The sequence below is a fragment of the Streptomyces sp. ERV7 genome, from assembly GCF_001653515.1.
GTDB lineage: Bacteria > Actinomycetota > Actinomycetes > Streptomycetales > Streptomycetaceae > Streptomyces.
On sequence record NZ_LYOY01000040.1, the window covers coordinates 516,206 to 540,181 of the forward strand.

The window sequence follows — 23,976 nt, forward strand, 5'->3', positions numbered from 1 at the left end:
ACCGTCTCCCCGGGGGCCTCGGCCCCCGTAAGCCCCCTGGGTTGCCCCGGGGGGCTTTTTCGTTCCCCCGGGACCCCTTGGTTCATGCCGCAAGGCCGGACGCCGTCCAGCAGGGCCTCGACGCGCTGGTGCGCTCCGACGGCCTGCCCGCCGCGCTGGCGAGCGTCAGGGACGAGCACGGCCGGACCCGTACGTACGCCGAAGGCGTCGGCGACCGGGCCACCGGGGCGAAGGTGCCCACGGACGGCCAGGTGCGGATCGGCAGCAACACCAAGACGTTCACCGCGGTGGTCGTGCTGCAACTGGTCGGCGAGGGGAAGATCCGCCTGGACGCCCCGGTCGACACCTATCTGCGGGGCGTCGTACGCGGCGACGGAATCGACGGGCGCCACATCACCGTCCGTGAGGTCCTGCAGCAGACCAGCGGACTCCCCAGCTACCTCGAATCGCTCGACGAGGAGGTCCGGCCCTACGAGCCCCGTGAGCTGCTCGACCTCGCCCTGCGGCACAAGGCCGACTTCCCGCACGGGGAGAGGTGGAAGTACAGCAACACGAACTACGTGGTCGCGGGTCTGATCGTCGAGGAGGTCACCAAACACTCCCTGGCCGAGGAGATCGACCGGCGGATCATCCAGCGCATCGGGCTGCGCCACACCTACTTCCCCGCCCGCGGTGACGCGACCATCCGCGAGCCCCACCCCCATGGCTACTACCGGGACTCATCGGACCAGCCCCTGCAGGACGTCACGGAGATGGACCCCTCCTGGGCCTGGGCGGCCGGCCAGATGATCTCCACCAACTCCGATCTCAACCGCTTCTTCACCGCGCTCCTCGACGGCCGTCTCCTCCACCGGGCCCAGCTCGACCAGATGCGCACCACCGTCCCCGCCGGAGCCCCCTTCGCCGACGGCGCCCGCTACGGACTGGGGCTCGTGAGCACGCCGCTGTCGTGCGGCGGTGTCTACTGGGGTCACGGCGGCAGTTTCCCGGGATACGAGACCCGGGGCGGCGTCACCGACAAGGGCTCCCGCCGCGCCGCCAACGTCGCGGTGACCGTCCAGCAGTCCGACAAGACGCCCCTGAAGCACGTGGAGAGTGTGGTGGACACGGCCCTGTGCGGCTGAACCGCGCGTGGCACGGTGCCTGCGGAACAACCACGGGGCCGCCACGCCGAACGGCCGCCTCGGCGAGGCGGCCGTCGTGGCACCGGCGGGGTCGGGCGGAAGGATCCAGGCGGGGGTGAGCGAGAAGGCCCCGGCCCGGTCGGAGTACTGCACGATGTGGGCGCGCGAGATGTCGTACCGGCCCGCTTCCACCGACAGCCACGCTCCTGAGCTCTGGACCTGCATGGTGAACTTGTCGGTGCCCGGGATGCGGTCGAGCCAGAACTTCTGGTTGCCGTAGATGTATCCGTTGCAGTCGCCCTCGGTGACCCAGTTGCCGTCCAGGACGTCCCACAGCGTCAGACAGGCGCCGTTCTTCTGGCTCTTGAAGATGTAGTCGGCGGTCGAGGTGTCACCCGGCCAGTGGCAGACCCGCCACTTCTGGTTGGCGACGCCCACGTACGGATACTGGAGCACCGAGCCTTTCGCGTCGGGGCCCTGCGAGATGTCGAAGACCATGTTGTTGGACGTGTTGATGCGGTACCAGCCCGGGTCGCAGATCCACCCGTCGCGGGTGGGATCCGAGGACGCGGAGGCGGGGACGGCGGTCAGCAGCAGCGCCGCACAGGCGGTGAACAGGGCGGCGAGAAGGCGTATGCGCCGGGCGGCGGGGTGACGAAGGGCTCTCTTCACGGTCGTTGCTCCTCGGTCGAAGGGTCGGATGGCGGTGGCGTGCCGGGCGGCTGTCAGCACACGCCGAGCCGGTCCTGGGCCACCCGGCGCACCGATCCCGCGGGCTCCGGTACACAGTTGCGCACGACCGTGCCGATCTCCGGATTCTCGTACGTGGTGTACGTGCCCACCCCGCCCTTGACCGCGTTGACCCAGATGCCGGTGGTGGAGCCGGTCTGGGCGCAGACGTACTTCACGTACTGGCCGTCGACGCGCCGGGTGCCCCGGTAGAGCCCGTAGTAGCCGGGCTGGTTGAAGCTCCAGGTGTTGGTGACCGTGGTGCTGGTGGTCGACGAGGTGGAGCTGGACACCGAGAAGCCGACCTTCATCTTGACCCGGGCGAAGAGGCCGCCGAGCGAGGCGGAGATCTGCTGGCTCTGGTTGACCGTGGTGGACACCGAGTCGATCCGGGTCAGCGACTCGGTGCGCTGCCCGGTGCTGCCCTCGGTGATGTTGATGGCGAGGAAGTCGGTGACGACCGGGGTGACCTGGGCGGTGGCGTCGAAGTAGACGGTGTCGACGGCGGGGTCGCAGCTGCTGGAGGCGGGCGGTTGGGGCCCGGGATCGGCGTGGGCGGGAGCGGCGAGAAGGGTGGTGGCGGTCAGGGCGGCGCTCGCGAGGATGCCCGCCTGCCAGGTGCGGGGACGCGAAGGTCTCAGGGATCTCATGCCGGGGTGTGCTCCTCAAGTCGTGGCCGTGCGGCCGGGAGACGGCACCGGGCGGGGTGCCTCCCCCCCTCAGAGCCTGTCTTGCGGCACCCCGGCCCGGTCGCCCCCAGTGTCGGGAGCGGGCGCGGCAGCCCTCAAAGCCTTTCGACACGTCTCGAATCCGGACAGCGGACCTGTTCTGCGCACTGTCTTCCGGACAGATCCCCGGCGTCCGGCCGAGGCGCGCGGCGGCCCGGCTACCGTCGAGCGCACATCCGACTCCTGGAGAGGCGACGGTGCTGCGTATCCACTTCACCCCCGACGATCTGACCCGGGTGCGCATGGCCCGTTCTCCCGACCCCCTCGCCGAGACGATCCTGAGCCTGCCCGTCGTGCAGCGCCGGGAGTTCGGTGGCATCGCGCTGGCCGGCTGGCGCGAGCGCACCCGCAAGGGCCTGGGGCCCGAGATGCGGCCGCTGTTCGACCTGGCGCCGGGCGGGGCGGGCGAGTACGTGCCGGAGGCGTTCGTCCACGCCGCCGCCACCACGCTCGCGGACAGCCTGGACCACACCTGGTCCCTGCCGCGCCGGCAGTGGGCGGCCGACCACCGCGCCACCCGGTGGCTGCGCCCGCGCGCTCCCCGCTGGATCCACGCGCTGCACCGGGGCGAACGCGAGTGGGGCGACCTCGTCCACCGCGCCCTGCACGCCTACCACGACCTGGCGGTGGCCCCCTACTGGGCCCAGCTCCTCGGCGCCGCCCACACCGACCGCACCCGGCGCGCCCTGCTCGCCGCCGACGCCGGGACCGGCGAACTCCTGGCCACCCTGCACCCCGAGATCACCTGGGCCGCGCCACTGCTGCACGTGCCGTGCGAGGCGGACACGGACCTGCGGCTGGGCGGCCGGGGCCTGCTGCTGGTCCCGACGTTCTTCTGGCCCGTCCCCCTGGTGCTCCAGGACAACGCCGACCCGGACCGGCCGCTCGTCCTGCACTACCCGATCGCCCGTGACCTCGCCGGGTACCGGGCCGTGTGGGCGGCCGTCGCCGGGCCGACCCCGGACAGCGCGCTGCACGCCCTGCTCGGCGCGACCCGGGCGCGCGCCCTGCACGCGGCGGCGACCCCGGCCAGTACGACCGAACTGGCCCGGCGCACCGCCACGTCCCCCGCCACCGCCAGCCACCACGCCGCGATCCTGCGCGCCGCGGGCCTGCTCACCACGGAGCGGGCCGGCTCTGCGGTCCGCCACCGGCTCACCCCGCTGGGACGGGCGCTGCTCCACGGGACGGGGTGAGGTCCGGCTCGGAGGCTGCCAGCACAGGGCCCTTCACCTGGTGGTTTTCGGTCGCGGAACGGCGCGTTCTCGCTCTGTGACAACCGAGTGTCACTCCCCGTCCTCTTCGGGTTGCAGGCAAGCCAGGAGGAGGCGCGGTGGAGTTCAGGCTGTTGGGCACGGTGGGAATCGACACGGAGTCGGGCGGGCTGACGCTCGGCCCGCCCAAGCGGAGCAGTCTGCTGGCCGCCCTGCTGTTGCTGCCCAATCGGCCCGTCCCCGTCTCCGCCCTGGGCAAGGCACTGTGGGAGGGGGAGCCGCCGGTACGGGCACGCTCGGTCGTCCAGGGCCACATCTCCCACCTGCGCACTCTCATCGAGGCTTCGGGCGGCACCGCACACGGCGTGGACCTCGTCACCCACACCGGCGCGTATGAACTGCGCACGCCGGCGGCCAGGGTGGACAGCGCGCGGTTCAAGGAGCTGGTGCGGCGGGCCCGTACGCAGTCGGACGCCGCCGAGTCGGTGCGGCTGCTGCACCAGGCACTGGCTCTGTGGCAGGGCCCCGCCCTGACCGGGACCACCGCCGGCCCCCTGCTTCTTGACGCGGCCCGCGCCCTGGAGGAGGAACGGGTCGGCGCGGTGGAGCAACTGGCCGACGCGTACGGCGCCTTGGAGCAGCACGGGCGGGCGGCGGCCGAGCTGGGGGCCGAGATCGCCGCGTATCCGCTGCGCGAGTCGCTGGCGGCGGCGCTGGTCCTGGCACTGCACCGGTCGGGCCAACGGGCGCAGGCCGTGGAGCGCTACCACCACACGCGGCGGCTGCTCTCCGAGGAGCTGGGCGTGTGCCCCGGACCTCGCCTCACCCAGGCCTTCGAAGAAGTGCTGCGCCCGGTCGACCGTCTCCCCGGGGGCCTCGGCCCCCGTAAGCCCCCTGGGTTGCCCCGGGGGGCTTTTTCGTTCCCCCGGGACCCCTTGGTTCATCTGCGGACCGTGGGTGGCTGGTCGCGCAGTTCCCCGCGCCCCTGGGTGGTCCGGCCTGTCCGGTGCTGGAGGAGCGGGCCCCGCAAGGGCGCGGGGAACCGCGCGACCAGCCCCCACCGGCTCGCAGGTCAACGCGAAAGCGGGGTGCAGGGGCCGCAGGCCCCGCAACGGGGGCCGGGGGCTAGCACTTGGGGGACGTGGGCGCCGGCTTCGTCAGGGCCGCCAGGGCCGTGGCCGCCTGCTGGGCCGGGTCCAGGGTCTGGAACGTCGAGCCCAGGATGAGGTCGACGTCCGGGGTCGTACGGGCGTCGACCTTCTGCGCCGCACCCTTCAGCTGCGTACCGAGGACGGAGAACGCCCCCCGCGTAGCCCCGGGCGCACCCAGCAGTATCCCGTTCCCGGTGACCTTCTTGTCGTACTCCTCCGGCGCGTTCCCCACCTTGCCGATGGCGAAGCCGCGCTTCTTGAGTTCGTCGGCCGTCTCCTTGGCGAGACCGCCCCGCGGCGTCGCGTTGTAGACGTTCACCGTGATCTGGGCCGGTTTCGGAAGCGCGGCGGCCGCCGCGGGCGCGGTGGACGGCGACGCGCTCGGCGCGCAGTCGTGCTTCGCGCCCGCCGTCTCCTTCTTCGCGTCGTCCGACCCGCCGAAGACGTCGATGAGCTGGATCGTCCCCCAGCCGATCAGACCGAGGGCCACGACGGCGGCGACCGCCGCGAGCAGGAGCCGGCCGCGTCGGCGGGGGCGGCGCATCCTCGGGTACTTGTCGCCCGTGATGCGGTACTTTCCGCCCATGCCGGGGGGAGTGAGCATGCTCATGTGCGCAGCGTAGTGCGGCCCGGTGGCGATGCCTACTAAATGATCAATGGATGGCGCCCGTATGCGCGGTAAAGGGCCCGAAAGGATCAGTAAGGATCAGCCCGGACGGGGGTCCGGCGAGGGCCGGGACGGCGTCGTGCGGACGCCGACTGGAACTCCTCAGTCCATTTCCAGCACGCGCGCGTGCAGCACCTGGCGCTGCTGGAGCGCCGCGCGCACCGCGCGGTGCAGCCCGTCCTCCAGGTACAGATCGCCCTGCCACTTCACGACGTGGGCGAAGAGGTCGCCGTAGAACGTCGAGTCCTCCGCCAGGAGGGTCTCCAGGTCGAGCTGGCCCTTCGTGGTGACGAGCTGATCGAGCCGGACCGGGCGCGGCGCGACGTCCGCCCACTGCCGGGTGCTTTCCCGGCCGTGGTCGGGGTACGGCCGCCCGCTTCCGATGCGCTTGAAGATCACACGGAAAGCCTACCGGGCAAGCGGCTCCGGGCGCAGCCATGGTGCGCGAGTGCGATCCTGGGCGGAGTGCCGCAAACCCGACATTGGGGGCTCGCCATGACCGACAGCGACGAGACGCCGGGCGCGACGCCGGGTGTGGCGCCGGGGCGGACACGGAGTGAGGGAGGGGAGTGGTATGGGGGCGGAGCAGATCCGGCGGTGGGAGTCGGGGGCGCTCGCGCACGCCGTCTCGGATCCCTTCGGGCAGGGGCCGCTGCCTTGGCTGCGCGGTGGGGAGCACTACTTCGACGACACCGGGCACGTCGTGCCCTGGTACGTCGAGACCGCCCGGCCCGGCGTCGGGAACGCGCCCGGACCCCGTACCGCCGACGACGTACGGAAGCAGATCAAGGGGTTCACCTCCACCGGGGCCGTCGCGCCCGGTGAGGCGATCGACTTCCACATCACCGTCGATCCGCCGCAGCAGTTCTCCGTCGACATCTACCGGATCGGGCATTACGGGGGGGACGGCGCCGCCCATGTCGCGACCAGCCCCCGGCTCGCCGGGATCGTGCAGCCCGCGCCGCTCGCCGCCAACCGGACCGTGTCCTGCCACCACTGGTGGCTCTCCTGGCGCTACCAGGTCCCCTCGTACGCCTCGATCGGCGCCTACGTGGCCGTGCTCACCACCGCCGACGGATACCGGTCGCACATCCCCTTCACCGTGCGCGACAGCCATCCGGCCGATCTGCTGCTGCTGCTCCCCGACATCACCTGGCAGGCCTACAACCTCTTCCCGGAGGACGGCCGTACCGGCGCCTCGCTCTACCACGCGTGGGACGGGGACGGCCGGCTCCTCGGGGAGGAGGACGCCGCCATCACCGTCTCCTTCGACCGGCCGTACGCGGGCGCGGGGCTGCCGCTGCACGTGGGGCACGCGTACGACTTCATCCGGTGGGCCGAGCGGTACGGATACGACCTGGCGTACGCCGACACCCGCGATCTGCACGCCGGGCGCGTCGACCCCACCCGCTACCGGGGACTCGTCTTCCCCGGCCACGACGAGTACTGGTCGGCCCCGATGCGCCGCACGGCCGAGCTCGCCCGGGAGTCCGGCACCTCGCTGGTGTTCCTCTCCGCCAACACGCTGTACTGGCAGATCGAGCTCGCCCCCTCGCCCTCCGGGATCCCCGACCGGCTGCTGACCTGCCGCAAGCGGCGAGGGCCCGGACGGCCCGCGCTGTGGCGCGAAGTCGCCCGTCCCGAGCAGCAGTTGCTGGGGATCCAGTACGCGGGTCGGGTGCCCGAGCCGTCCCCGCTGGTCGTGCGGAACGCCAAGCACTGGCTCTGGGAGGCCACCGGCGCGGGCGAGGGCGACGAGATCGACGGGCTGGTGGCGGGCGAGGCCGACCGCTACTTCCCGCGTACCGCGCTCCCCGAGCACCAGGACCGCATCCTGCTCGCCCACTCGCCGTACCGCGACGGGGAGGGCGCGACCCGGCACCAGGAGACCTCGCTCTACCGGGCCCCCTCCGGCGCGCTGGTCTTCGCCTCCGGCACCTTCGCCTGGTCCCCGGCGCTCGACCGGCCCGGCCACACCGACCCCCGCGTCCAGCGCGCCACGGCCAATCTCCTCGACCGGATCTGCAAGAGGGACTAGCGGCGGGAACAACCCCCTGCGACGGGTACCCGTCGCGTGCGAGAGAATCGGAAGTGCTCCTGGATCAATCTACGCGGAGGAACCGTGTCCGGATTTGTAGAAAAGCCCGAGCCGATTCAGGTCCCGGGCCTGACCCACCTCCACACGGGCAAGGTGCGCGACCTCTACCAGAACGAGGACGGCGACCTGGTGATGGTCGCCAGCGACCGGATGTCCGCGTACGACTGGGTGCTGCCGACCGAGATCCCCGACAAGGGCCGGGTGCTCACCCAGCTCTCGCTGTGGTGGTTCGACCGGCTGGCCGACCTCGTCCCCCACCATGTGCTCTCCACCGACCTCCCCGAGGGCGCCCCCGCCGACTGGGCCGGGCGCACGCTCGTCTGCAAGTCGCTGCGGATGGTCCCGGTCGAGTGCGTGGCGCGCGGCTACCTCACCGGCTCCGGGCTCGTCGAGTACGACGAGTCGCGCACGGTCTGCGGGCTCGCCCTGCCCGAGGGGCTCAGCAACGGCTCCGAGCTGCCCGCGCCGATCTTCACGCCCGCCACCAAGGCGGCCGTCGGCGACCACGACGAGAACGTGTCGTACGAGGAGGTCGCCCGCCAGGTCGGCGCGGAGACCGCCGCGCTGCTGCGCCAGACGACCCTCGCCGTCTACGGCCGCGCCCGCGACATCGCCCGCGAGCGCGGGATCGTCCTCGCGGACACCAAGTTCGAGTTCGGCTTCGAGACCGTGGACGGCGAGGAGCGGCTGGTCCTGGCCGACGAGGTCCTCACGCCCGACTCCTCGCGCTTCTGGCCCGCCGAGACCTGGGAGCCGGGCCGCGCCCAGCCGTCGTACGACAAGCAGTACGTGCGGGACTGGCTGACCTCCGCCGCCTCCGGCTGGGACCGCCACGGCGAGCTGCCGCCGCCCCCGCTGCCGCAGGACGTCGTGGACGCCACCCGGGCCAAGTACCTGGAGGCGTACGAGCAGCTGACCGGCATCAGCTGGAGCTGAGCGCCCGTCCTTGAACGCACGAAGAAGCCCCCCGGTCACCAGACCGGGGGGCTTCTCTCACTGAGCGGACGACGAGATTCGAACTCGCGACCCTCACCTTGGCAAGGTGATGCTCTACCAACTGAGCCACGTCCGCATGCGCCGTAGCGCGGAGCCAACTATACCCAACCCCGGCGGCGTGCGAGACGCACCGCCGTATGACGGTTCTCCGCACCCAGCTTCGAGGCGGCCGAGGAGAGGTAGTTCCGGACCGTCCCCTGGGAGAGTCCGGCCCGCTCCGCGATCTCCGCGACCGGTGCCCCGTCGGCCGCGAGCTCCAGGACCTCCGCCTCCCGGGCGGTCAGCGGGGAGTCCCCGGCGGAGATCGCGTCGGCCGCCAACTCCGGGTCCACATAGCGGTTTCCCGCATGTACGGAGCGGATGATCTCGGCGAGCCGCTGGGCGCTCACCGTCTTCGGTACGAAGCCGCGCACCCCCGCCGCGAGCGCCCGCTTGAGGTGGCCGGGCCGCCCGTGGCTGGTCACGATCATGGTTCGGCAGTCGGGCAGTTCGGCGCGCAGGGATGTGGCGACAGTCACACCGTCCGCCCCCGGCATCTCCAGGTCCAGGACGGCCACATCGGGCCGGTGCGCCCGCGCCATCGCCAGCGCCTCGGGCCCGGACGCGGCCTCGGCGACGACCGTCAGATCGTCCTCCAGGCCGAGCAGCGCGGCGAGCGCGCCCCGGATCAGATGCTCGTCGTCGGCGAGCAGGACGCGTACGGGCGCCGTGCCGGGCTTCGCGCTGTCGGATGTCGTCATACGGGGATCTCCTCGCCCAGTTCCGCCGCGCTGCGCAGCGGCACGGTCGCCGTCAGCAGGAAGCACTCGCCCGTGCGGGCCGCCGCCAGCGTGCCGCCCATCGGGGCGAGCCGTTCGCGCAGACCCGCCAGGCCCGAGCCGGGGGCGGCGGGGGCCAGGTCGGGGACGCCGTCGTTCTCCACGACCAGGGTGACGGCCGGGCCGTCGGCGGCGAGCCGGATCGCGCAGCGGCGCGCGTTGCCGTGCCGCAGCACATTGGTGGCGGCCTCGCGCACCACCCAGCCGAGCGCCGACTGCACCCCGGCGGGGAGCCCGGCCGCCGTGCCGGTGACCGCGCAGTCGATCCCGGCGGCCTCCAACACGCCCCGGGCGCCGTCGAGTTCGACCCCCAGGTCCGCCTCGCGGTATCCGCGCACCACTTCCCGTACCTCTCGTTGCGACTCCCGCGCGATGCGCTGGACCTCGACCATCTGGGCCACCGCCTCCGGCCGGCCGCGCTCGGCCAGCTGTACGGCGAGCTCGCTCTTGAGGGCGATCACCGCGAGGTTGCGGCCGAGCACGTCGTGCATGTCCCGCCCGAAGCGCAGCCGTTCCTCGGCGACGGCGAGCCGCGCCTGGACGTCCCTGGCCTCCTCGGCCTGCCACATGTTGCGCAGCCCCCAGGCACCGGGCCGGACCGTGACCAGCATCAGGGCGCCCGCCGCCACCACCATCGGCAGCGGCGCGACGAGCTCCATGCCCCGCACCCCGGCGGCCGCGAAGAAGGCGACGACCAGGGCCGCGTACCCCAGGCAGTGCAGCAGGAACCGGCGGACCGGGACCAGCAGCGCGTACAGGATCATCAGCGGGACCGGCAGATCGATCAGGAGCAGCGGGAACACCTGGCGCGAGTCCGTCACGGTGACCGCCGCGAGCAGCGCCGTGCCGACGCCGAGCAGCACGGCCGGGGCCATCAGGAGGCGGCGGGGGAAGACGCCGTGGCCGAGGTAGTCGTCGTAGGCGGGGCCGATGCGGCGGGTGCCCACCGCGCACTGGGTGATGTTCACCGCGAGCAGCGCCACACCGAGGGCGGTGCTCGTCGCGCTCCGGGGGCCGGCCGCGAGCATCGGCAGGCCGCCCCAGGTGGCCATGAAGAACCAGAGCATCGTCTTCATGGTGTTGCGCGTGTACAGGTCCATCTTCTGGATCCTGCTGCGCTCCTGCCAGCGCCGTCGCCAGCCGCCGATCCGGCGTATCCGACCGAGCACCCTCTCATCCCCCCGTGTCAGCGCCGCGGTTCCCAGCGGAACCGCTTGCGTACAGCAAACACGCCGAGCAGCGTCCAGGCCACCGCCGTGGCGAGGTGGCCGAGCACCTCGCCGGACTCCAGCGCGCCGGTCCAGCCGCCCCTGATCAGGGCGATCGCCGGGGAGAGCGGCAGCAGTTCGCAGACCCGCGCCATCGCGTCGGGCATGACGTCCAGCGGTACGACCATGCCGGAGCCCACCATCGACAGGAGCAGCATCGGCATCACCGAGATCTGCGCGCCCTCCGCGGACCGTGTGAAGGCCGCGGTCGCCGCCGCCAGTACGCACATCAGCAGCATGCCGAGCAGCAGCCCGGCGACCGCGAGCCACACCGCGCGGGGCGCGGCGACGTCCAGGACCACCGTGCAGCCGGCCGCGAGCAGCAGGCACTGCACCAGCGCCAGCGTGACCGCCGGGAGCGAGGCCCCGGCCAGGATCTCCAGGTCCCGCAGCTCGCCGGTGCGCAGCCGCTTCAGGACGAGCTCCTCACGGCGTACGACGAAGACGCCGACCAGCGCCGAGTAGACGGCGAAGAGCAGGACGTAGCCGAGCGAGCCGGGCAGCAGGACCGTGCCGACGGTCAGTCCGCTCTCCTTGAGGTCCATGCCGTCGACGGCCGAGCTCATGGAGAAGGTGAGCATCGCGGGCAGCACCAGCGCGGTGAACATCGCCGCCTTGTTGCGGCCGAGCAGGGTGAGTTCGGCGCGGGCGAGCGAGCGCATCCGGGAGGCGGGGGTGCTCACGGGGGGTGCGGAGACAGCCGGCCGTGCCAGGTCCGTGGTGCTCATCGGGTCGACTCCTGTTCCCGGGCGATGTGCAGGAAGGCCTCTTCGAGGGAGGCCGCGCGGATGTCGAGGCCGCGCAGCTCGACCCGGCTGTCCCGGGCCCACAGCAGCAGCTCGGTGGCGGCGTGCTGGAGCGCGGTCGTCTTCAGCTGTACGGTCCGGCCCTCTGTTCGGTGGCTGCTGACGCCGAGCCGGCCGAGCGGCGGGAGATCGCCCAGGTGGTAGCCGTCGGGCAGCTCGAAGGAGAGGTGCGAGGGCTGGGCGGCGACCACCTCGTCCACGCGCCCGGCGGCGGCGATGCGCCCCTCGTGGAGGATGGCGAGCCGCTCGGCGAGCGCCTCGGCCTCCTCCAGGTAGTGGGTGGTCAGCAGCACGGTGGTGCCCGCGTCCCGCAGTTCGCGGACCAGCTCCCAGGTGGTGTGGCGGCCCTCCGCGTCCAGGCCGGTGGTCGGCTCGTCGAGGAAGAGCACCTCGGGCCGGGCGAGCAGGGCGAGGGCCAGGTCGAGCCGCCGCTTCTCACCGCCGGACAGCTGCTTGACGCGTACGTCCGCGCGCCGGGCGAGCCCGACCAGCTCCAGCGCCTCGCCCACCGGCCGGGCACCGGTGGTGCACCCCGCCCACATCCGTACGGTCTCGGCCACCGTCAGCTCGGACGGGAAGCCGCCCTCCTGGAGCATCACACCGGTGCGGGGGCGCACGGCGGCGCGCTCGGTGTACGGGTCGTGGCCGAGCACCCGGACGGATCCGGCGCTCGGCGGGGCGAGGCCTTCGAGCAGCTCGACGGTGGACGTCTTGCCCGCGCCGTTGGTGCCGAGCAGCGCGAAGAGCTCGCCGCGCGCCACGGAGAAGGAGATTCCACGAACGGCCTCGAAGCCCCCGGCGTAGGTGCGCCGCAGCTCCTCGACCTCGATCACATCTGGCATGCGTCCAGCGTTCCGCGGGAGCGGGGCCGGGGGCAGTGCGCGGTGTCACCGGCTGCCATGACAAATGTCAGCGGGGGTGTCCCGGGATACGAAGAAGCCCCCCGGTCATCAGACCGGGGGGCTTCTCTCACTGAGCGGACGACGAGATTCGAACTCGCGACCCTCACCTTGGCAAGGTGATGCTCTACCAACTGAGCCACGTCCGCATTGCTGCCGCTCGGCTCTCACCTGCGGTTGCGAACACCACTGTACCTGATCCACAAGAGTGGTTGGTAAGCGATGCAGAGCGGGTGACAGGAATTGCACACTGCGCCTTCCCCCTGGAAGGGGGATGTTCTGCTACTGAACTACACCCGCACGCTCCGGTGGACCGGGCCTTTCGGCCTTGCCCCTCGGCGTGCTCCAGACTCTAGCTGATCACCCCGGGTGCAATGCAACTCGGTTGCCGGGGCCACCAGTCCGGGCCCCGGCCCCGCGCACCGCCGGGCGGCTCAGCCCGCCGCGCTGAACGCCTCGTAGACCTTCTTGGGGATGCGTCCCCGGGTCGGCACCTCCATGTTGTGCGACCGGGCCCAGGCGCGGACCGCCGCCGGGTCGGGGGCGACGCTGGTGTGCCGGAAGACCTTCCCGGACCTCGACTGCTTGCGCCCGGCCTCCACGTAGGGCGCAAGAGCCTTACGCAGTTTCTTCGCATTGACGAGATTGAGATCGATCTCGTAGGCCTTCCCGTCCAGGCCGAACGTGACCGTTTCCGCCGCTTCTCCGCCGTCCAGGTCGTCGGAGAGCGTGACCACTACGCGTTGAGCCACGGATATCGGTTCCTTCCTACGGTCCGCCGTTCCCACGTGTCTGACGTGCGGCGATCCCGGCCTTCCGGCGGTTTTGGAGCAATGCTGTTTCTCTCGGGTTTCCCCCGAGAAGCCTTTGTACAGCCGCAGGCATTGCATTGTGAAGCCCAGCCAATTGCATCCGCGTGTCCGATCGCAATGTGCGCGGACGGTTTTTCCCGGGATTTTTCCCACACGTTGTCGCGCCCGAAACCGGAACGTGATCGGACACCTCCGATATCTACTCGCGTAGATTTTCCGGCCGGGTACTCTGAGGGAACCGCCTTCGCACCACACCACCACGGGAGTGCCAGTGGCACGCGTCGTAGTCGACGTCATGCTCAAGCCGGAGATCCTCGACCCGCAGGGACAGGCGGTGCAGCGTGCACTGCCCCGTCTCGGCTTCGAGGGGATCGCGGACGTCCGCCAGGGGAAGCGTTTCGAGCTGGATGTGGAAGGGCCCCTCGACGAGGCCGCCCTCGCCCGCATCCACGAGATGGCTGAAACGTTCCTCGCCAACACCGTCATCGAGGACTTCACCGTGAAGGTCGAGGAGTCCAAGTGACTGCTCGCATCGGTGTCGTCACCTTCCCCGGGACGCTCGACGACCGCGACAGCCTGCGGGCCGTGCGGATCGCGGGTGCCGAGCCGGTGTCGCTGTGGCACCGCGACAAGGACCTCAAGCAGGTCGACGCGGTCGTGCTGGCCGGCGGCTTCTCCTACGGCGACTATCTGCGGGCCGGAGCCATCTCCCGCTTCTCGCCGGTGATGGAGACGGTCATCGAGCAGGCGAAGGCCGGTATGCCGGTCCTCGGCATCTGCAACGGCTTCCAGATCCTCACCGAGTCCCACCTGCTGCCGGGCGCCATGCTCCGCAACAACCATCTGCACTTCATCTGCCGTGAGCAGAAGCTGCGGGTGGAGAACGCGCGCACCGCGTGGACCGCCGACTACGAGGCGGGCCAGGAGATCCAGGTTCCGCTGAAGAACATGGACGGCCGGTACGTCGCCGACGAGCGCACGCTGGACGAGCTGGAGGCCGAGGGCCGCGTCGCCTTCCGCTACCTGGACGTGAACCCCAACGGCTCGCTCCGCGACATCGCCGGCATCACCAACGCCGCCGGCAACGTCGTCGGCCTGATGCCGCACCCCGAGCACGCCGTGGAGCCGCTGATCGGCACCGGCCGCACCGACGGCCTCGGTTTCTTCACCTCGATCCTCAAGAAGCTGGTCAACGCCTGATGAGCCTCGACACCGTCAAGCACGCCACCGGGACGCCCGACGTCGAGCAGCCCTGGAAGGAGCTCGGCCTCAAGGAGGACGAGTACGCCCGGATCCGCGAGATCCTGGGCCGCCGCCCCACCGGCGCCGAGCTCGCCATGTACTCCGTGATGTGGTCGGAGCACTGCTCGTACAAGAGCAGCAAGGTCCACCTGCGCCAGTTCGGCGAGAAGGTCCCCGAGAACGACGCGATGCTCGTCGGCATCGGCGAGAACGCGGGCGTCGTGGACGTCGGCCAGGGTTACGCGGTCACGTTCAAGGTGGAGTCCCACAACCACCCGTCCTACATCGAGCCCTACCAGGGCGCGGCCACCGGTGTCGGCGGCATCGTCCGCGACATCCTGGCGATGGGCGCCCGCCCGGTCGCGGTCGTCGACCCGCTGCGCTTCGGCGCGGCCGAGCACCCCGACACCAAGCGCGTCCTGCCGGGCGTGGTCGCGGGCATCGGCGGCTACGGCAACTGCCTGGGTCTGCCGAACATCGGCGGCGAGGTCGTCTTCGACGAGTGCTACCAGGGCAACCCGCTGGTCAACGCCGGCTGCATCGGCGTGATGAAGCACGAGGACATCCACCTCGCCAAGGCGTCCGGCCCCGGCAACAAGGTGATCCTGTACGGCGCCCGCACGGGCGGCGACGGCATCGGCGGTGTGTCGGTCCTGGCCTCGGAGACCTTCGAGTCCACCGGCCCGGCCAAGCGCCCCGCCGTCCAGGTCGGCGACCCCTTCCAGGAGAAGCTCCTCATCGAGTGCACCCTGGAGATCTTCAAGGAGAAGCTGGTCGCCGGCATCCAGGACCTCGGTGGCGCGGGCCTGTCCTGCGCGACCTCGGAGCTGGCCTCCGCCGGATCCGGCGGCATGCGGGTGGACCTGGAAACGGTCCCGCTGCGCGACGCGACGCTCTCGCCCGAGGAAATCCTCATGAGCGAGTCGCAGGAGCGCATGTGCGCGGTCGTCGAGCCGCGGTACGTCGAGCGGTTCATGGAGATCTGCGAGAAGTGGGACGTCATCGCCACCGTCATCGGTGAGGTGACGGACGGCGAGCGGCTTGAGATCTTCTGGCACGGCGAGCAGATCGTGGACGTACCGCCGCGGACGGTGGCGCACGAGGGCCCGGTCTACGAGCGCCCGTACGCGCGTCCGTCCTGGCAGGACGCGCTCCAGGCGGACGACGCGGGCAAGCTGCCGCGGCCGTCGACGGGTGAGGAGCTGCGCGAGCAGGTCCTTCGCCTCGTCTCCTCCCCCAACCAGGCGTCCAAGTCCTGGATCACGGACCAGTACGACCGGTTCGTGCAGGGCAACACGGTGCTCGCGCAGCCCGAGGACGCGGGCATGGTCCGCATCGACGAGGAGTCGAACCTCGGTGTCGCGATGGCGACGGACGGCAACGGCCGGTACGCGAAGCTCGACCCGTACACGGGTGCGCAGCTCGCGCTGGCGGAGGCGTACCGCAACGTGGCGGCGTCGGGCGCGAAGCCCCTCGCCATCTCCGACTGCCTGAACTTCGGCTCCCCCGAGGACCCGGACGTGATGTGGCAGTTCGCGGAGGCCACGCGCGGCCTGGCGGACGGGTGCCTCCAGCTCGGTACGCCGGTGACGGGCGGCAACGTCTCGCTCTACAACCAGACCGGTGACACCGCCATCCACCCGACGCCGGTGGTCGCGGTCCTCGGTGTGATCGACGACGTCAACCGCCGTACGCCGATCGCGTTCGCGCAGGAGGGGCAGCTGCTCTACCTCCTGGGCGACACCCGGGAGGAGTTCGGCGGTTCGGCGTGGTCCCAGGTGGTCCACGACCACCTGGGCGGGCTGCCGCCGCGGGTGGATCTGGACCGGGAGAAGCTGCTCGGCGAGATCCTGATCTCCGCCTCGCGCGACGGCATGATCGACGCGGCGCACGACCTGTCCGACGGTGGTCTGGTGCAGGCGGTCGTCGAGTCCTGCCTGCGGGGCGGAAACGGCGCGCGCCTGGTCGTGCCCGACGGCCTCTCCGCCTTCACCTTCCTCTTCTCCGAGTCCGCGGGCCGGGCGGTCGTCGCGGTCCCGCGCAGCGAGGAGCTCCGCTTCACGGACATGTGCGGGGCGCGGGGGCTGCCGGCGGCGCGGATCGGTGTGGTCGACGGGGCGTCCGTCGAGGTCCAGGGCGAGTTCAGCGTGCCGCTGAGCGAGCTGCGGACGGTGCACGAGGCGACGATTCCGGCGCTGCTGGCGTAGTGGGACGCGGGTAGTTGCCCCACCCCGCCCCCTTCACCCCCACGCGACCTCCGTCACATTCCCCGGGCGCCAAATTCCCGGCCCCCGGCGAAAACCCGCCGGTCGGAGCCTCCGGCAGATGCCACAAACCGCCCACCACCCCCCTCTCGTCCGTATCCCCAATTCGGACCAGTGGTCGATCTCGCCTACACTCGGTGGCGTGCCACGTGGTGACGGTCGACTCAATCATGATCTGCTCCCCGGCGAGAAAGGCCCCCAGGACGCTTGCGGCGTCTTCGGCGTCTGGGCTCCGGGTGAAGAGGTCGCCAAGCTCACTTACTTCGGGCTTTACGCCCTCCAGCATCGGGGCCAGGAATCCGCGGGAATCGCGGTGAGCAACGGCTCCCAGATCCTTGTCTTCAAGGACATGGGGCTCGTTTCCCAGGTCTTCGACGAGACTTCCCTCGGTTCCCTCCAGGGTCATATCGCGGTCGGTCACGCCCGCTACTCGACCACCGGTGCCTCCGTGTGGGAGAACGCGCAGCCGACGTTCCGGGCGACCGCCCACGGCTCGATCGCGCTCGGCCACAACGGCAACCTGGTGAACACCGCCCAGCTGGCGGAGATGGTCGCCGACCTGCCGAAGGAGAACGGTCGCGCGACCCAGGTCGCCGCCACCAACGACACCGATCTCGTCACCGCCCTGCTCGCGGGGCAGACCGACGACGACGGCAAGCCGCTCACCGTCGAGGAGGCGGCCGCCAAGGTCCTTCCCCAGGTGCAGGGCGCGTTCTCGCTGGTCTTCATGGACGAGCAGACGCTCTACTGCGCCCGTGACCCGCAGGGCATCCGCCCGCTGGTCATCGGCCGCCTGGAGCGCGGCTGGGTGGTCGCCTCGGAGACCGCCGCCCTCGACATCTGCGGCGCCAGCTTCGTCCGCGAGATCGAGCCGGGCGAGCTCGTCGCCATCGACGAGAACGGTCTGCGCACCTCTCGATTTGCGGAAGCGAAGCCCAAGGGCTGTGTCTTCGAGTACGTCTACCTGGCCCGCCCCGACACCGACATCGCCGGGCGGAACGTCTATCTCTCCCGGGTGGAGATGGGGCGGAAACTCGCCAAGGAAGCGCCTGTCGACGCCGACCTGGTGATAGCGACTCCGGAGTCCGGCACCCCCGCCGCGATCGGTTACGCGGAGGCCAGCGGCATTCCGTACGGCTCGGGCCTGGTCAAGAACGCCTACGTCGGGCGCACCTTCATCCAGCCCTCGCAGACCATCCGCCAGCTGGGCATCCGGCTGAAGCTGAACCCGCTCAAGGAAGTCATCCGGGGCAAGCGCCTGGTGGTCGTGGACGACTCGATCGTCCGAGGCAACACCCAGCGCGCCCTCGTGAAGATGCTCCGCGAGGCCGGGGCCGCCGAGGTCCACATCCGGATCTCGTCCCCGCCGGTCAAGTGGCCGTGCTTCTTCGGCATCGACTTCGCGACCCGCGCCGAGCTGATCGCCAACGGGATGACGATCGAGGAGATCGGCACCTCGCTGGGCGCCGACTCGCTCTCGTACATCTCGACGGACGCGATGATCGAGGCGACCACCATCCCCAAGGACAACCTCTGCCGCGCCTGCTTCGACGGGGTCTACCCGATGGAGCTCCCGGACCCCGAGCTGCTCGGCAAGCAGCTTCTGGAGACCGAGCTCGCGGCCGGTCCCGCCGCCACGGCGGCGGCCGACGCGCTGCGCCGCCCGTAGGCGCCCGCACAAACCCTGCAGTACGACACGAAAGTTCTTCAGAGCCATGTCTGAGACCACTGGTGCCAGCTACGCAGCCGCGGGCGTCGACATCGAGGCGGGCGACCGCGCAGTCGAGCTGATGAAGGAGTGGGTGAAGAAGACCAAGCGCCCCGAGGTGCTCGGCGGCCTCGGCGGTTTCGCCGGACTCTTCGACGCCTCCGCCCTCAAGCGCTACGAGCGTCCGCTGCTCGCCTCGGCCACCGACGGCGTCGGCACGAAGGTCGACCTCGCCCGCCGTATGGGCGTGTACGACACGATCGGCCACGACCTCGTCGGCATGGTCGTCGACGACCTCGTCGTGTGCGGCGCCGAGCCGCTGTTCATGACCGACTACATCTGCGTCGGCAAGGTGCACCCCGAGCGCGTCGCCGCCATCGTGAAGGGCATCGCCGAGGGCTGTGTCCTCGCGGGCTGCGCGCTGGTCGGCGGCGAGACCGCGGAGCACCCGGGCCTGCTGGGCCCGGACGACTTCGACGTGGCCGGCGCCGGTACCGGCGTGGTCGAGTACGACCGGCTGCTCGGCGCGGATCGTATCCGCACGGGTGACGTCGTCATCGCCATGGCGTCGTCCGGACTTCACTCGAACGGGTACTCACTCGTCCGGCACGTGCTCTTCGACCGGGCGAAGATGTCGCTGGAGCAGCAGGTCGAGGAGTTCGGGCGGACCCTGGGCGAGGAGCTCCTGGAGCCGACCAAGATCTACTCGCTGGACTGCCTGGCCCTGACCCGTACCACCGAGGTACACGGTTTCAGCCATGTCACCGGCGGCGGTCTCGCCAACAACCTGGCCCGGGTCATCCCGGACCACCTGCACGCCACGGTCGACCGCTCGACCTGGGCGCCGGGCGCGGTCTTCGACCTGGTGGGCACGGCCGGCCAGGTCGAGCGGCTGGAGCTGGAGAAGACGCTGAACATGGGCGTCGGCATGATCGCGATCGTCCCCGAGGGCTCGGTGGACGTGGCCCTGACGACGCTGGCGGACCGGGGCGTGGACGCCTGGGTGGCCGGCCGGATCACCGAGCGCGGCGCTCACACCACCGGCGCCGAGCTCACCGGCGACTACGCGAAGTAGCGGGCGTACGGGAGGGGCCGCACGGCCTCTCCCGGGCCGCACAGAAGCCGAGCAGACGGAACCCGAGCAGCACAGAACCCGGTCCGGGGCTGAGGCCCTGGACCGGGTTGGTGTGTTCTCAGTGCGGCAGGAAAAAGGCCTGCTGCGAAAGAGGGATCAGCGAAGTCAAGCGCCGCGGCGCTGCGACGACGGGCCGGACTCTTCGTCCTCGTCCTCGTCGTCATTGCCGTACAGATCCGCATAGCGGGCGTACGGGTCGTCATCCTCGTCGTCCTCCAGTGGCTCCGCGTTAGGCGGTTGGCTCACTGCCGGATTCGGAGTAGATGCGCCCAGCTCGTTGGCCAGACGCGACAGGTCAGTCCCGCCGCTGCTGTACTTCAGCTGGCGGGCGACCTTGGTCTGCTTGGCCTTTGCCCGGCCGCGCCCCATGGCTCGACCCCCTCGGTGACGGGGCTCAACGGCCCCAGAGTCTTGACACGCGTTCATGAGTCGGAACGGGCTCTCCGTGGAGAGACCGTGTCCGTAGGGCTTCAACGGTACCTGCTTCCGCGGCCATACGGTACGCCGCCCGCATGACGTGCCACTTCGCAGAACCCGCAAGGAGCCCTTTCCTCGCTGGTCAACCGCGATTTTAACCTCTTCTTGGCGTCCGACCCGCCGACCGGCGTGAGTCTTCTCTCGCCGGTCGGCGGATCGGGGCGGCGCGAGGGTCAGTGACCGCGCGCCTCGGCCATGCGCTGCTCGGCGATCCGGTCGGCCGCCGCGGCCGGCGGAATCCCGTCTTCCTTCGCACGTGCGAATATGGCCAGCGTGGTGTCGAAGATCTTCGAGGCCTTCGCCTTGCAGCGGTCGAAGTCGAAGCCGTGCAGCTCGTCGGCCACCTGGATCACACCGCCGGCGTTGACCACGTAGTCGGGCGCGTAGAGGATCGCGCGGTCCGCGAGGTCCTTCTCGACGCCCGGGTGGGCCAGCTGGTTGTTGGCCGCGCCGCACACGATCTTCGCGGTGAGGACCGGGACCGTCTCGTCGTCGAGCGCGCCGCCCAGGGCGCACGGGGCGTAGATGTCCAGCCCCTCCACCCGGATCAGCGCGTCCGTGTCGGCGACCGCGGTGACGCTGCCCGGGTGCTTGTCGAGGATCCGGCGTACCGATTCCTCGCGTACATCCGTGATCACGACCTCGGCGCCGTCCGCCACCAGGTGCTCCACCAGGTAGTGGCCGACCTTGCCGACGCCCGCGACGCCGACCTTGCGGCCGCGCAGCGTCGGGTCGCCCCACAGGTGCTGGGCGCTGGCCCGCATGCCCTGGAAGACGCCGAACGCGGTGAGCACGGAGGAGTCGCCGGCGCCGCCGTTCTCGGGGGAGCGGCCGGTCGTCCACTGGCACGTGCGCGCCACGACGTCCATGTCCGCCACGTACGTGCCGACGTCGCACGCCGTCACGTAACGGCCGCCGAGCGAGGCCACCATCCGCCCGTAGGCGAGCAGGAGTTCCTCGGTCTTCACGGTGTCCGGGTCGCCGATGATGACGGCCTTGCCGCCGCCGTGGTCGAGTCCGGCCATGGCGTTCTTGTAGGACATTCCGCGGGAGAGGTTGAGTGCGTCGGCGACGGCCTCCGCCTCACTCGCGTAGGGGTAGAAGCGCGTTCCGCCGAGGGCCGGGCCCAGGGCGGTGGAGTGGATGGCGATGACGGCCTTGAGGCCCGAGGCGCGGTCCTGACACAGCACGACTTGTTCGTGTCCACCCTGGTCCGAGCGGAACAGGGTGTGCAGAACGTCTGCTGAGCTGACAGCGTCGCCGGTCACATCGGTCACGGTGGTGACTCCCAAGTACGAAGCGGCGGTTGCGGCCCGCCTGAGGGTGGGGCGGGCCGTGTCGCGGCCCGCCCGGGGCCGCGCTGGGAGCAGAGTAAGTCCTACGCGTGCGTAGATCAGGCGCAGTGCCGAGGATCACCCTCCCGCCCCGCGTGCGCGTGGGACGATGCGACGCATGGCGGTGGTGTCCTCGGTGATCGTCCCGTACGCGTCCTATCTGCGGGTGTACGAGCCGCTGGTGGCCTTCCCCGAACCGGAGCGCGGCCACTGGACCCGTTACGCGGAGCGCGGGCGCACCCCCGGTGCCCAGGACGAACTCCGGCGCGCGCTGGCGGATCTGCTGCCCACGCCGCCGGTCGCGGTGCCGGTCCACGAGAGCGCCGACGCGTTCGTGGCCGAGGTCGACGGGGTGGTGTGCGTCTGCCCGTGGCGGACCCGGCTGCGCGGCTGGCAGGCCCTGGAGGAGCTGGCGGGCCAGTTCCCGGCGCCGGTCCTCGACGCCCTGCTGCCGCCGGTGGTCCGCCGGCAGGCGGCGGCGGACTACGAGCGGTGGCGGGAGCGGAACCCGGACGCCCGGCCCTGGATCCTCACGGCGGTCTGGCATGTCCCTGTGAGCTGGTTCACAGTCTTTTCGGACGAAGAGAGGGAGTATGTCCGGGCGGAGGACGGCACGGCGCCCGTGCTGCGCTACCGCACCCCGATGGTCCAGGCCCGCCGCCGCCTCGCGCGGGCGCTCAGGACCCTGCGCGACCACATCGACGAGGGGCCCCTGACCGAGGGGCTGGTCGAGGTGGGGCGCTGGCTGGAGGAGTTCCATCCGCGCTCCCTGGTCGAGCTGGACTACGGCGGTCTGGTGCACGCCCTGCCGAGGGCGAGCCTGGAGGAGGACCGCTCGGCGGCCGACGTGGCCGAGGGGATCGCCGCGCTGCGGGCCGGGGACGGCGCCGGGGCGGCAAGGGCGTACGAGCGCTTCACGGAGCGCTGGCGGACCGTCAGGGAGCGCCGGCTCGCGAACTGAGGGGCCGTCGGGCTGAGGGAGCGTCGGAACGAGCCGGGCGCTGACCCGTTCGGGTGAGCCTCTTCGTACGGCTGAGTGACCTTTGCGGCCGTGTGCTCGGGACGTAGGTCCTGATCCGGGCCTTTGCCCCAAGCGTGACGGACCGCACTTACTGGGCCCTTGCGTCGATCCCCCACCCTCGTGCCAAAATAGGACAAGGAGTCCGGTGAGGGCTCCTTCCGTCCAACTAAGGGCGGATTGCTTGGTATTGCCTGCTATGGGGGGTCTGATGACTCCTGATCGCTCTGTGACTGATCGTCACTGTGGCGTGACTGTCCGCTATGGCATGGTCCATCGGCTTCCGTCGCTGATGAACACCTGGGAGGGCAATTCCATCGGTTTGGCCGACGTGGCTGGACAGATGGTGTAGTTGTAGTGCCGAGGACAAGCCGTTCGTCCTATAACCGACTCGGCTCGCGTCCGCCATTTCGGGCAACGCGGGTCAAGGTGCAGAATTTAGAGGAAAGAACCGAGAAGGTTCGGTTCTCCCGAGGAGGCCGCTCATGACCGCTCGCACCCCTGATGCCGAGCCGCTGCTGACCCCGGCTGAGGTTGCCACGATGTTCCGCGTGGACCCGAAGACGGTCACCCGCTGGGCGAAGGCGGGCAAGCTCACGTCCATCCGCACGCTGGGTGGGCACCGCCGGTACCGCGAAGCAGAGGTCCGTGCGCTGCTTGCGGGTATTCCGCAGCAGCGTAGCGAGGCCTGAACAACACCCCAATAACGGGCATTCCGGGGCCCCCACCCCGGTCGCCCACCCCATAGCTCCACTGACGCCAGGCCCGCCCCAACGGGCTCACCGTCATCGGCCGCGCTGGACTCCGCCGGGTCCAGCGCGGTCTTTTTTATGCCCCGGTCCGGGCCCATCCGGGCCGTCTGGGGGTACTTCGCGGAGTCTCCTCCGGAGGCCTGGAGGGGTGGTGCAATTGCACATATTAAATTGGGGGGTTGTAGGTACGGCGTAAGTTCCCCGGTTCCCAAAACTTGTTCGGTGACTCCCGTCACACCGCCGCGACCGTCCTCTGAACAGAGCCTGCCACTGTCGGGGGCTCGGCCAACCCGCTCGGGCGGGGCCTCGGGCGCCTCGGGCGTCTGGGGCAGCACCAGGAAGGGATCCGGCTCGGAGAGCTCCATGGCGAGCCTCTGGAGGCGCGAGCAGACGGGACAGCGATGGGTGACGTGCCGGTAGCCACTCGCGGCCGACAGATGGGCGCGCAGCAGCGCCCGTGTCTCGTGCCTCGCGGACGACGCCGTCATGCGCCACCTCCCGGGTGGGGCCCGCTGCCTTCTCCTTGGGTACCGGTGGCAGTTGACCGCGTCAAGACGGCCGGAAACGCCAAGTGGGCCCGGATCCATACGGATCCGGGCCCACTTGTTCACTGCGGTCCTGACGGGATTTGAACCCGCGGCCTCCACCTTGACAGGGTGGCGAGCACTCCAAACTGCTCCACAGGACCAGGTTTCGCAGCCTGTGCTTGCTCCTTGGCTGCGAAAGAGACTGTACA

The 23,976-nt window shown here is 70.8% G+C and carries 22 protein-coding genes, 4 tRNA genes and 1 pseudogene; 12 read left to right on the forward strand and 15 right to left on the reverse strand.

Annotation, left to right across the window (positions count from 1 at the left end; genetic code table 11):
- The first annotated feature begins 41 nt into the window (after positions 1–41).
- Positions 42–1,124, forward strand: a complete 1,083-nt coding sequence (locus A8W25_RS16870; RefSeq protein WP_067162334.1) for a serine hydrolase domain-containing protein — start codon at positions 42–44, stop codon at positions 1,122–1,124.
- 725 nt (positions 1,125–1,849) lie between these two features.
- Here the strand turns inward: A8W25_RS16870 and A8W25_RS16885 are convergent.
- A complete protein-coding gene (locus tag A8W25_RS16885; RefSeq protein ID WP_067162340.1) occupies positions 1,850–2,503 on the reverse strand; it encodes a hypothetical protein in 654 nt (217 codons plus the stop codon).
- A 275-nt stretch (positions 2,504–2,778) separates the two neighbouring features.
- On the opposite strand from A8W25_RS16885, the gene A8W25_RS16890 reads away from it, so the two are divergent.
- Positions 2,779–3,777: an ArsR/SmtB family transcription factor gene (locus A8W25_RS16890; protein ID WP_067162342.1), complete on the forward strand. Its 999-nt coding sequence runs from the start codon at positions 2,779–2,781 to the stop codon at positions 3,775–3,777.
- Between the two features lie 137 nt (positions 3,778–3,914).
- On the forward strand, positions 3,915–5,021 hold the full coding sequence (locus A8W25_RS16895; protein WP_067162344.1) for an AfsR/SARP family transcriptional regulator: 1,107 nt from the start codon (positions 3,915–3,917) through the stop codon (positions 5,019–5,021).
- On the opposite strand, the gene A8W25_RS16900 is transcribed toward A8W25_RS16895, so the two are convergent.
- Together A8W25_RS16900 and A8W25_RS16905 are read right to left on the reverse strand one after the other, a co-directional pair.
- Positions 4,921–5,556 (reverse strand): LytR C-terminal domain-containing protein, encoded by a 636-nt coding sequence (locus A8W25_RS16900; protein WP_079126136.1) that lies wholly within the window; start codon positions 5,554–5,556, stop codon positions 4,921–4,923. The genes A8W25_RS16895 and A8W25_RS16900 overlap by 101 nt on opposite strands.
- 159 nt (positions 5,557–5,715) lie before the next feature.
- Complete coding sequence (locus tag A8W25_RS16905) at positions 5,716–6,012, reverse strand: type II toxin-antitoxin system VapB family antitoxin (protein WP_053725882.1); 297 nt, start codon at positions 6,010–6,012, stop codon at positions 5,716–5,718.
- A gap of 175 nt (positions 6,013–6,187) precedes the next feature.
- Here A8W25_RS16905 and A8W25_RS16910 point away from each other — a divergent pair, with 175 nt between their 5' ends.
- Together A8W25_RS16910 and A8W25_RS16915 are read left to right on the forward strand one after the other, a co-directional pair.
- Positions 6,188–7,651: a N,N-dimethylformamidase beta subunit family domain-containing protein gene (locus A8W25_RS16910; RefSeq protein ID WP_067162348.1), complete on the forward strand. Its 1,464-nt coding sequence runs from the start codon at positions 6,188–6,190 to the stop codon at positions 7,649–7,651.
- An 84-nt stretch (positions 7,652–7,735) separates the two neighbouring features.
- The gene (locus A8W25_RS16915; RefSeq protein WP_067162350.1) at positions 7,736–8,647 is read left to right on the forward strand and encodes a phosphoribosylaminoimidazolesuccinocarboxamide synthase; all 912 of its coding nucleotides are present in this window, start codon (positions 7,736–7,738) and stop codon (positions 8,645–8,647) included.
- Between the two features lie 63 nt (positions 8,648–8,710).
- On the opposite strand, the gene A8W25_RS16920 is transcribed toward A8W25_RS16915, so the two are convergent.
- From A8W25_RS16920 to A8W25_RS16955, 8 genes are all read right to left on the reverse strand, one after another.
- Positions 8,711–8,783: transfer RNA gene (locus A8W25_RS16920), tRNA-Gly, on the reverse strand.
- A 22-nt stretch (positions 8,784–8,805) separates the two neighbouring features.
- On the reverse strand, positions 8,806–9,447 hold the full coding sequence (locus A8W25_RS16925; RefSeq protein WP_067162352.1) for a response regulator transcription factor: 642 nt from the start codon (positions 9,445–9,447) through the stop codon (positions 8,806–8,808).
- Positions 9,444–10,694, reverse strand: a complete 1,251-nt coding sequence (locus tag A8W25_RS16930; protein WP_234386481.1) for a sensor histidine kinase — start codon at positions 10,692–10,694, stop codon at positions 9,444–9,446. Before A8W25_RS16930 ends, A8W25_RS16925 begins: the two co-directional genes overlap by 4 nt.
- A 17-nt stretch (positions 10,695–10,711) precedes the next feature.
- Entirely contained in the window at positions 10,712–11,521 is an 810-nt protein-coding gene (locus tag A8W25_RS16935; protein ID WP_067162354.1) for an ABC transporter permease, read from the reverse strand.
- Positions 11,518–12,441 carry an ABC transporter ATP-binding protein gene (locus A8W25_RS16940; protein WP_067162356.1) on the reverse strand — a complete coding sequence of 308 codons (924 nt, stop codon included), beginning with the start codon at positions 12,439–12,441 and terminating at the stop codon, positions 11,518–11,520. Before A8W25_RS16940 ends, A8W25_RS16935 begins: the two co-directional genes overlap by 4 nt.
- 133 nt (positions 12,442–12,574) lie before the next feature.
- Positions 12,575–12,647: transfer RNA gene (locus A8W25_RS16945), tRNA-Gly, on the reverse strand.
- A 79-nt stretch (positions 12,648–12,726) separates the two neighbouring features.
- A tRNA-Gly gene (locus tag A8W25_RS16950) sits at positions 12,727–12,798 on the reverse strand.
- Between the two features lie 134 nt (positions 12,799–12,932).
- Positions 12,933–13,250: a histone-like nucleoid-structuring protein Lsr2 gene (locus tag A8W25_RS16955; protein WP_067162358.1), complete on the reverse strand. Its 318-nt coding sequence runs from the start codon at positions 13,248–13,250 to the stop codon at positions 12,933–12,935.
- 331 nt (positions 13,251–13,581) lie between these two features.
- Between A8W25_RS16955 and purS the strand changes: the two genes are divergently transcribed.
- The 5 genes from purS (at position 13,582) to purM (ending at position 19,599) form a co-directional block, all read left to right on the forward strand.
- Positions 13,582–13,833, forward strand: a complete 252-nt coding sequence (gene purS / locus A8W25_RS16960) for a phosphoribosylformylglycinamidine synthase subunit PurS (protein ID WP_067162360.1) — start codon at positions 13,582–13,584, stop codon at positions 13,831–13,833.
- Complete coding sequence (gene purQ / locus A8W25_RS16965; RefSeq protein WP_067162362.1) at positions 13,830–14,510, forward strand: phosphoribosylformylglycinamidine synthase subunit PurQ; 681 nt, start codon at positions 13,830–13,832, stop codon at positions 14,508–14,510. Before purS ends, purQ begins: the two co-directional genes overlap by 4 nt.
- Positions 14,510–16,759, forward strand: a complete 2,250-nt coding sequence (purL, locus tag A8W25_RS16970; protein WP_067162364.1) for a phosphoribosylformylglycinamidine synthase subunit PurL — start codon at positions 14,510–14,512, stop codon at positions 16,757–16,759. Before purQ ends, purL begins: the two co-directional genes overlap by 1 nt.
- A 199-nt stretch (positions 16,760–16,958) precedes the next feature.
- Entirely contained in the window at positions 16,959–18,485 is a 1,527-nt protein-coding gene (purF, locus tag A8W25_RS16975; RefSeq protein WP_067162366.1) for an amidophosphoribosyltransferase, read from the forward strand.
- 46 nt (positions 18,486–18,531) lie between these two features.
- Positions 18,532–19,599, forward strand: a complete 1,068-nt coding sequence (gene purM / locus A8W25_RS16980; protein WP_067162367.1) for a phosphoribosylformylglycinamidine cyclo-ligase — start codon at positions 18,532–18,534, stop codon at positions 19,597–19,599.
- 165 nt (positions 19,600–19,764) lie between these two features.
- Here the strand turns inward: purM and A8W25_RS16985 are convergent, their stop codons facing one another.
- Both A8W25_RS16985 and A8W25_RS16990 read right to left on the reverse strand, forming a co-directional pair.
- Positions 19,765–20,028: a DUF3073 domain-containing protein gene (locus A8W25_RS16985; RefSeq protein WP_067162369.1), complete on the reverse strand. Its 264-nt coding sequence runs from the start codon at positions 20,026–20,028 to the stop codon at positions 19,765–19,767.
- A 281-nt stretch (positions 20,029–20,309) separates the two neighbouring features.
- On the reverse strand, positions 20,310–21,413 hold the full coding sequence (locus A8W25_RS16990) for a Leu/Phe/Val dehydrogenase (RefSeq protein ID WP_067162371.1): 1,104 nt from the start codon (positions 21,411–21,413) through the stop codon (positions 20,310–20,312).
- A gap of 175 nt (positions 21,414–21,588) precedes the next feature.
- On the opposite strand from A8W25_RS16990, the gene A8W25_RS16995 reads away from it, so the two are divergent.
- The gene (locus A8W25_RS16995) at positions 21,589–22,431 is read left to right on the forward strand and encodes a hypothetical protein (RefSeq protein WP_067162373.1); all 843 of its coding nucleotides are present in this window, start codon (positions 21,589–21,591) and stop codon (positions 22,429–22,431) included.
- 542 nt (positions 22,432–22,973) lie between these two features.
- The gene (gene bldC / locus A8W25_RS17000) at positions 22,974–23,180 is read left to right on the forward strand and encodes a developmental transcriptional regulator BldC (RefSeq protein WP_003949541.1); all 207 of its coding nucleotides are present in this window, start codon (positions 22,974–22,976) and stop codon (positions 23,178–23,180) included.
- 452 nt (positions 23,181–23,632) lie between these two features.
- Here the strand turns inward: bldC and A8W25_RS35580 are convergent.
- Both A8W25_RS35580 and A8W25_RS17005 read right to left on the reverse strand, forming a co-directional pair.
- Positions 23,633–23,827 (reverse strand): annotated as a pseudogene (locus A8W25_RS35580) (DUF6274 family protein); the annotation flags it as partial.
- Between the two features lie 26 nt (positions 23,828–23,853).
- Positions 23,854–23,928 (reverse strand) — tRNA-Asp (locus A8W25_RS17005).
- Positions 23,929–23,976: the final 48 nt, after the last annotated feature.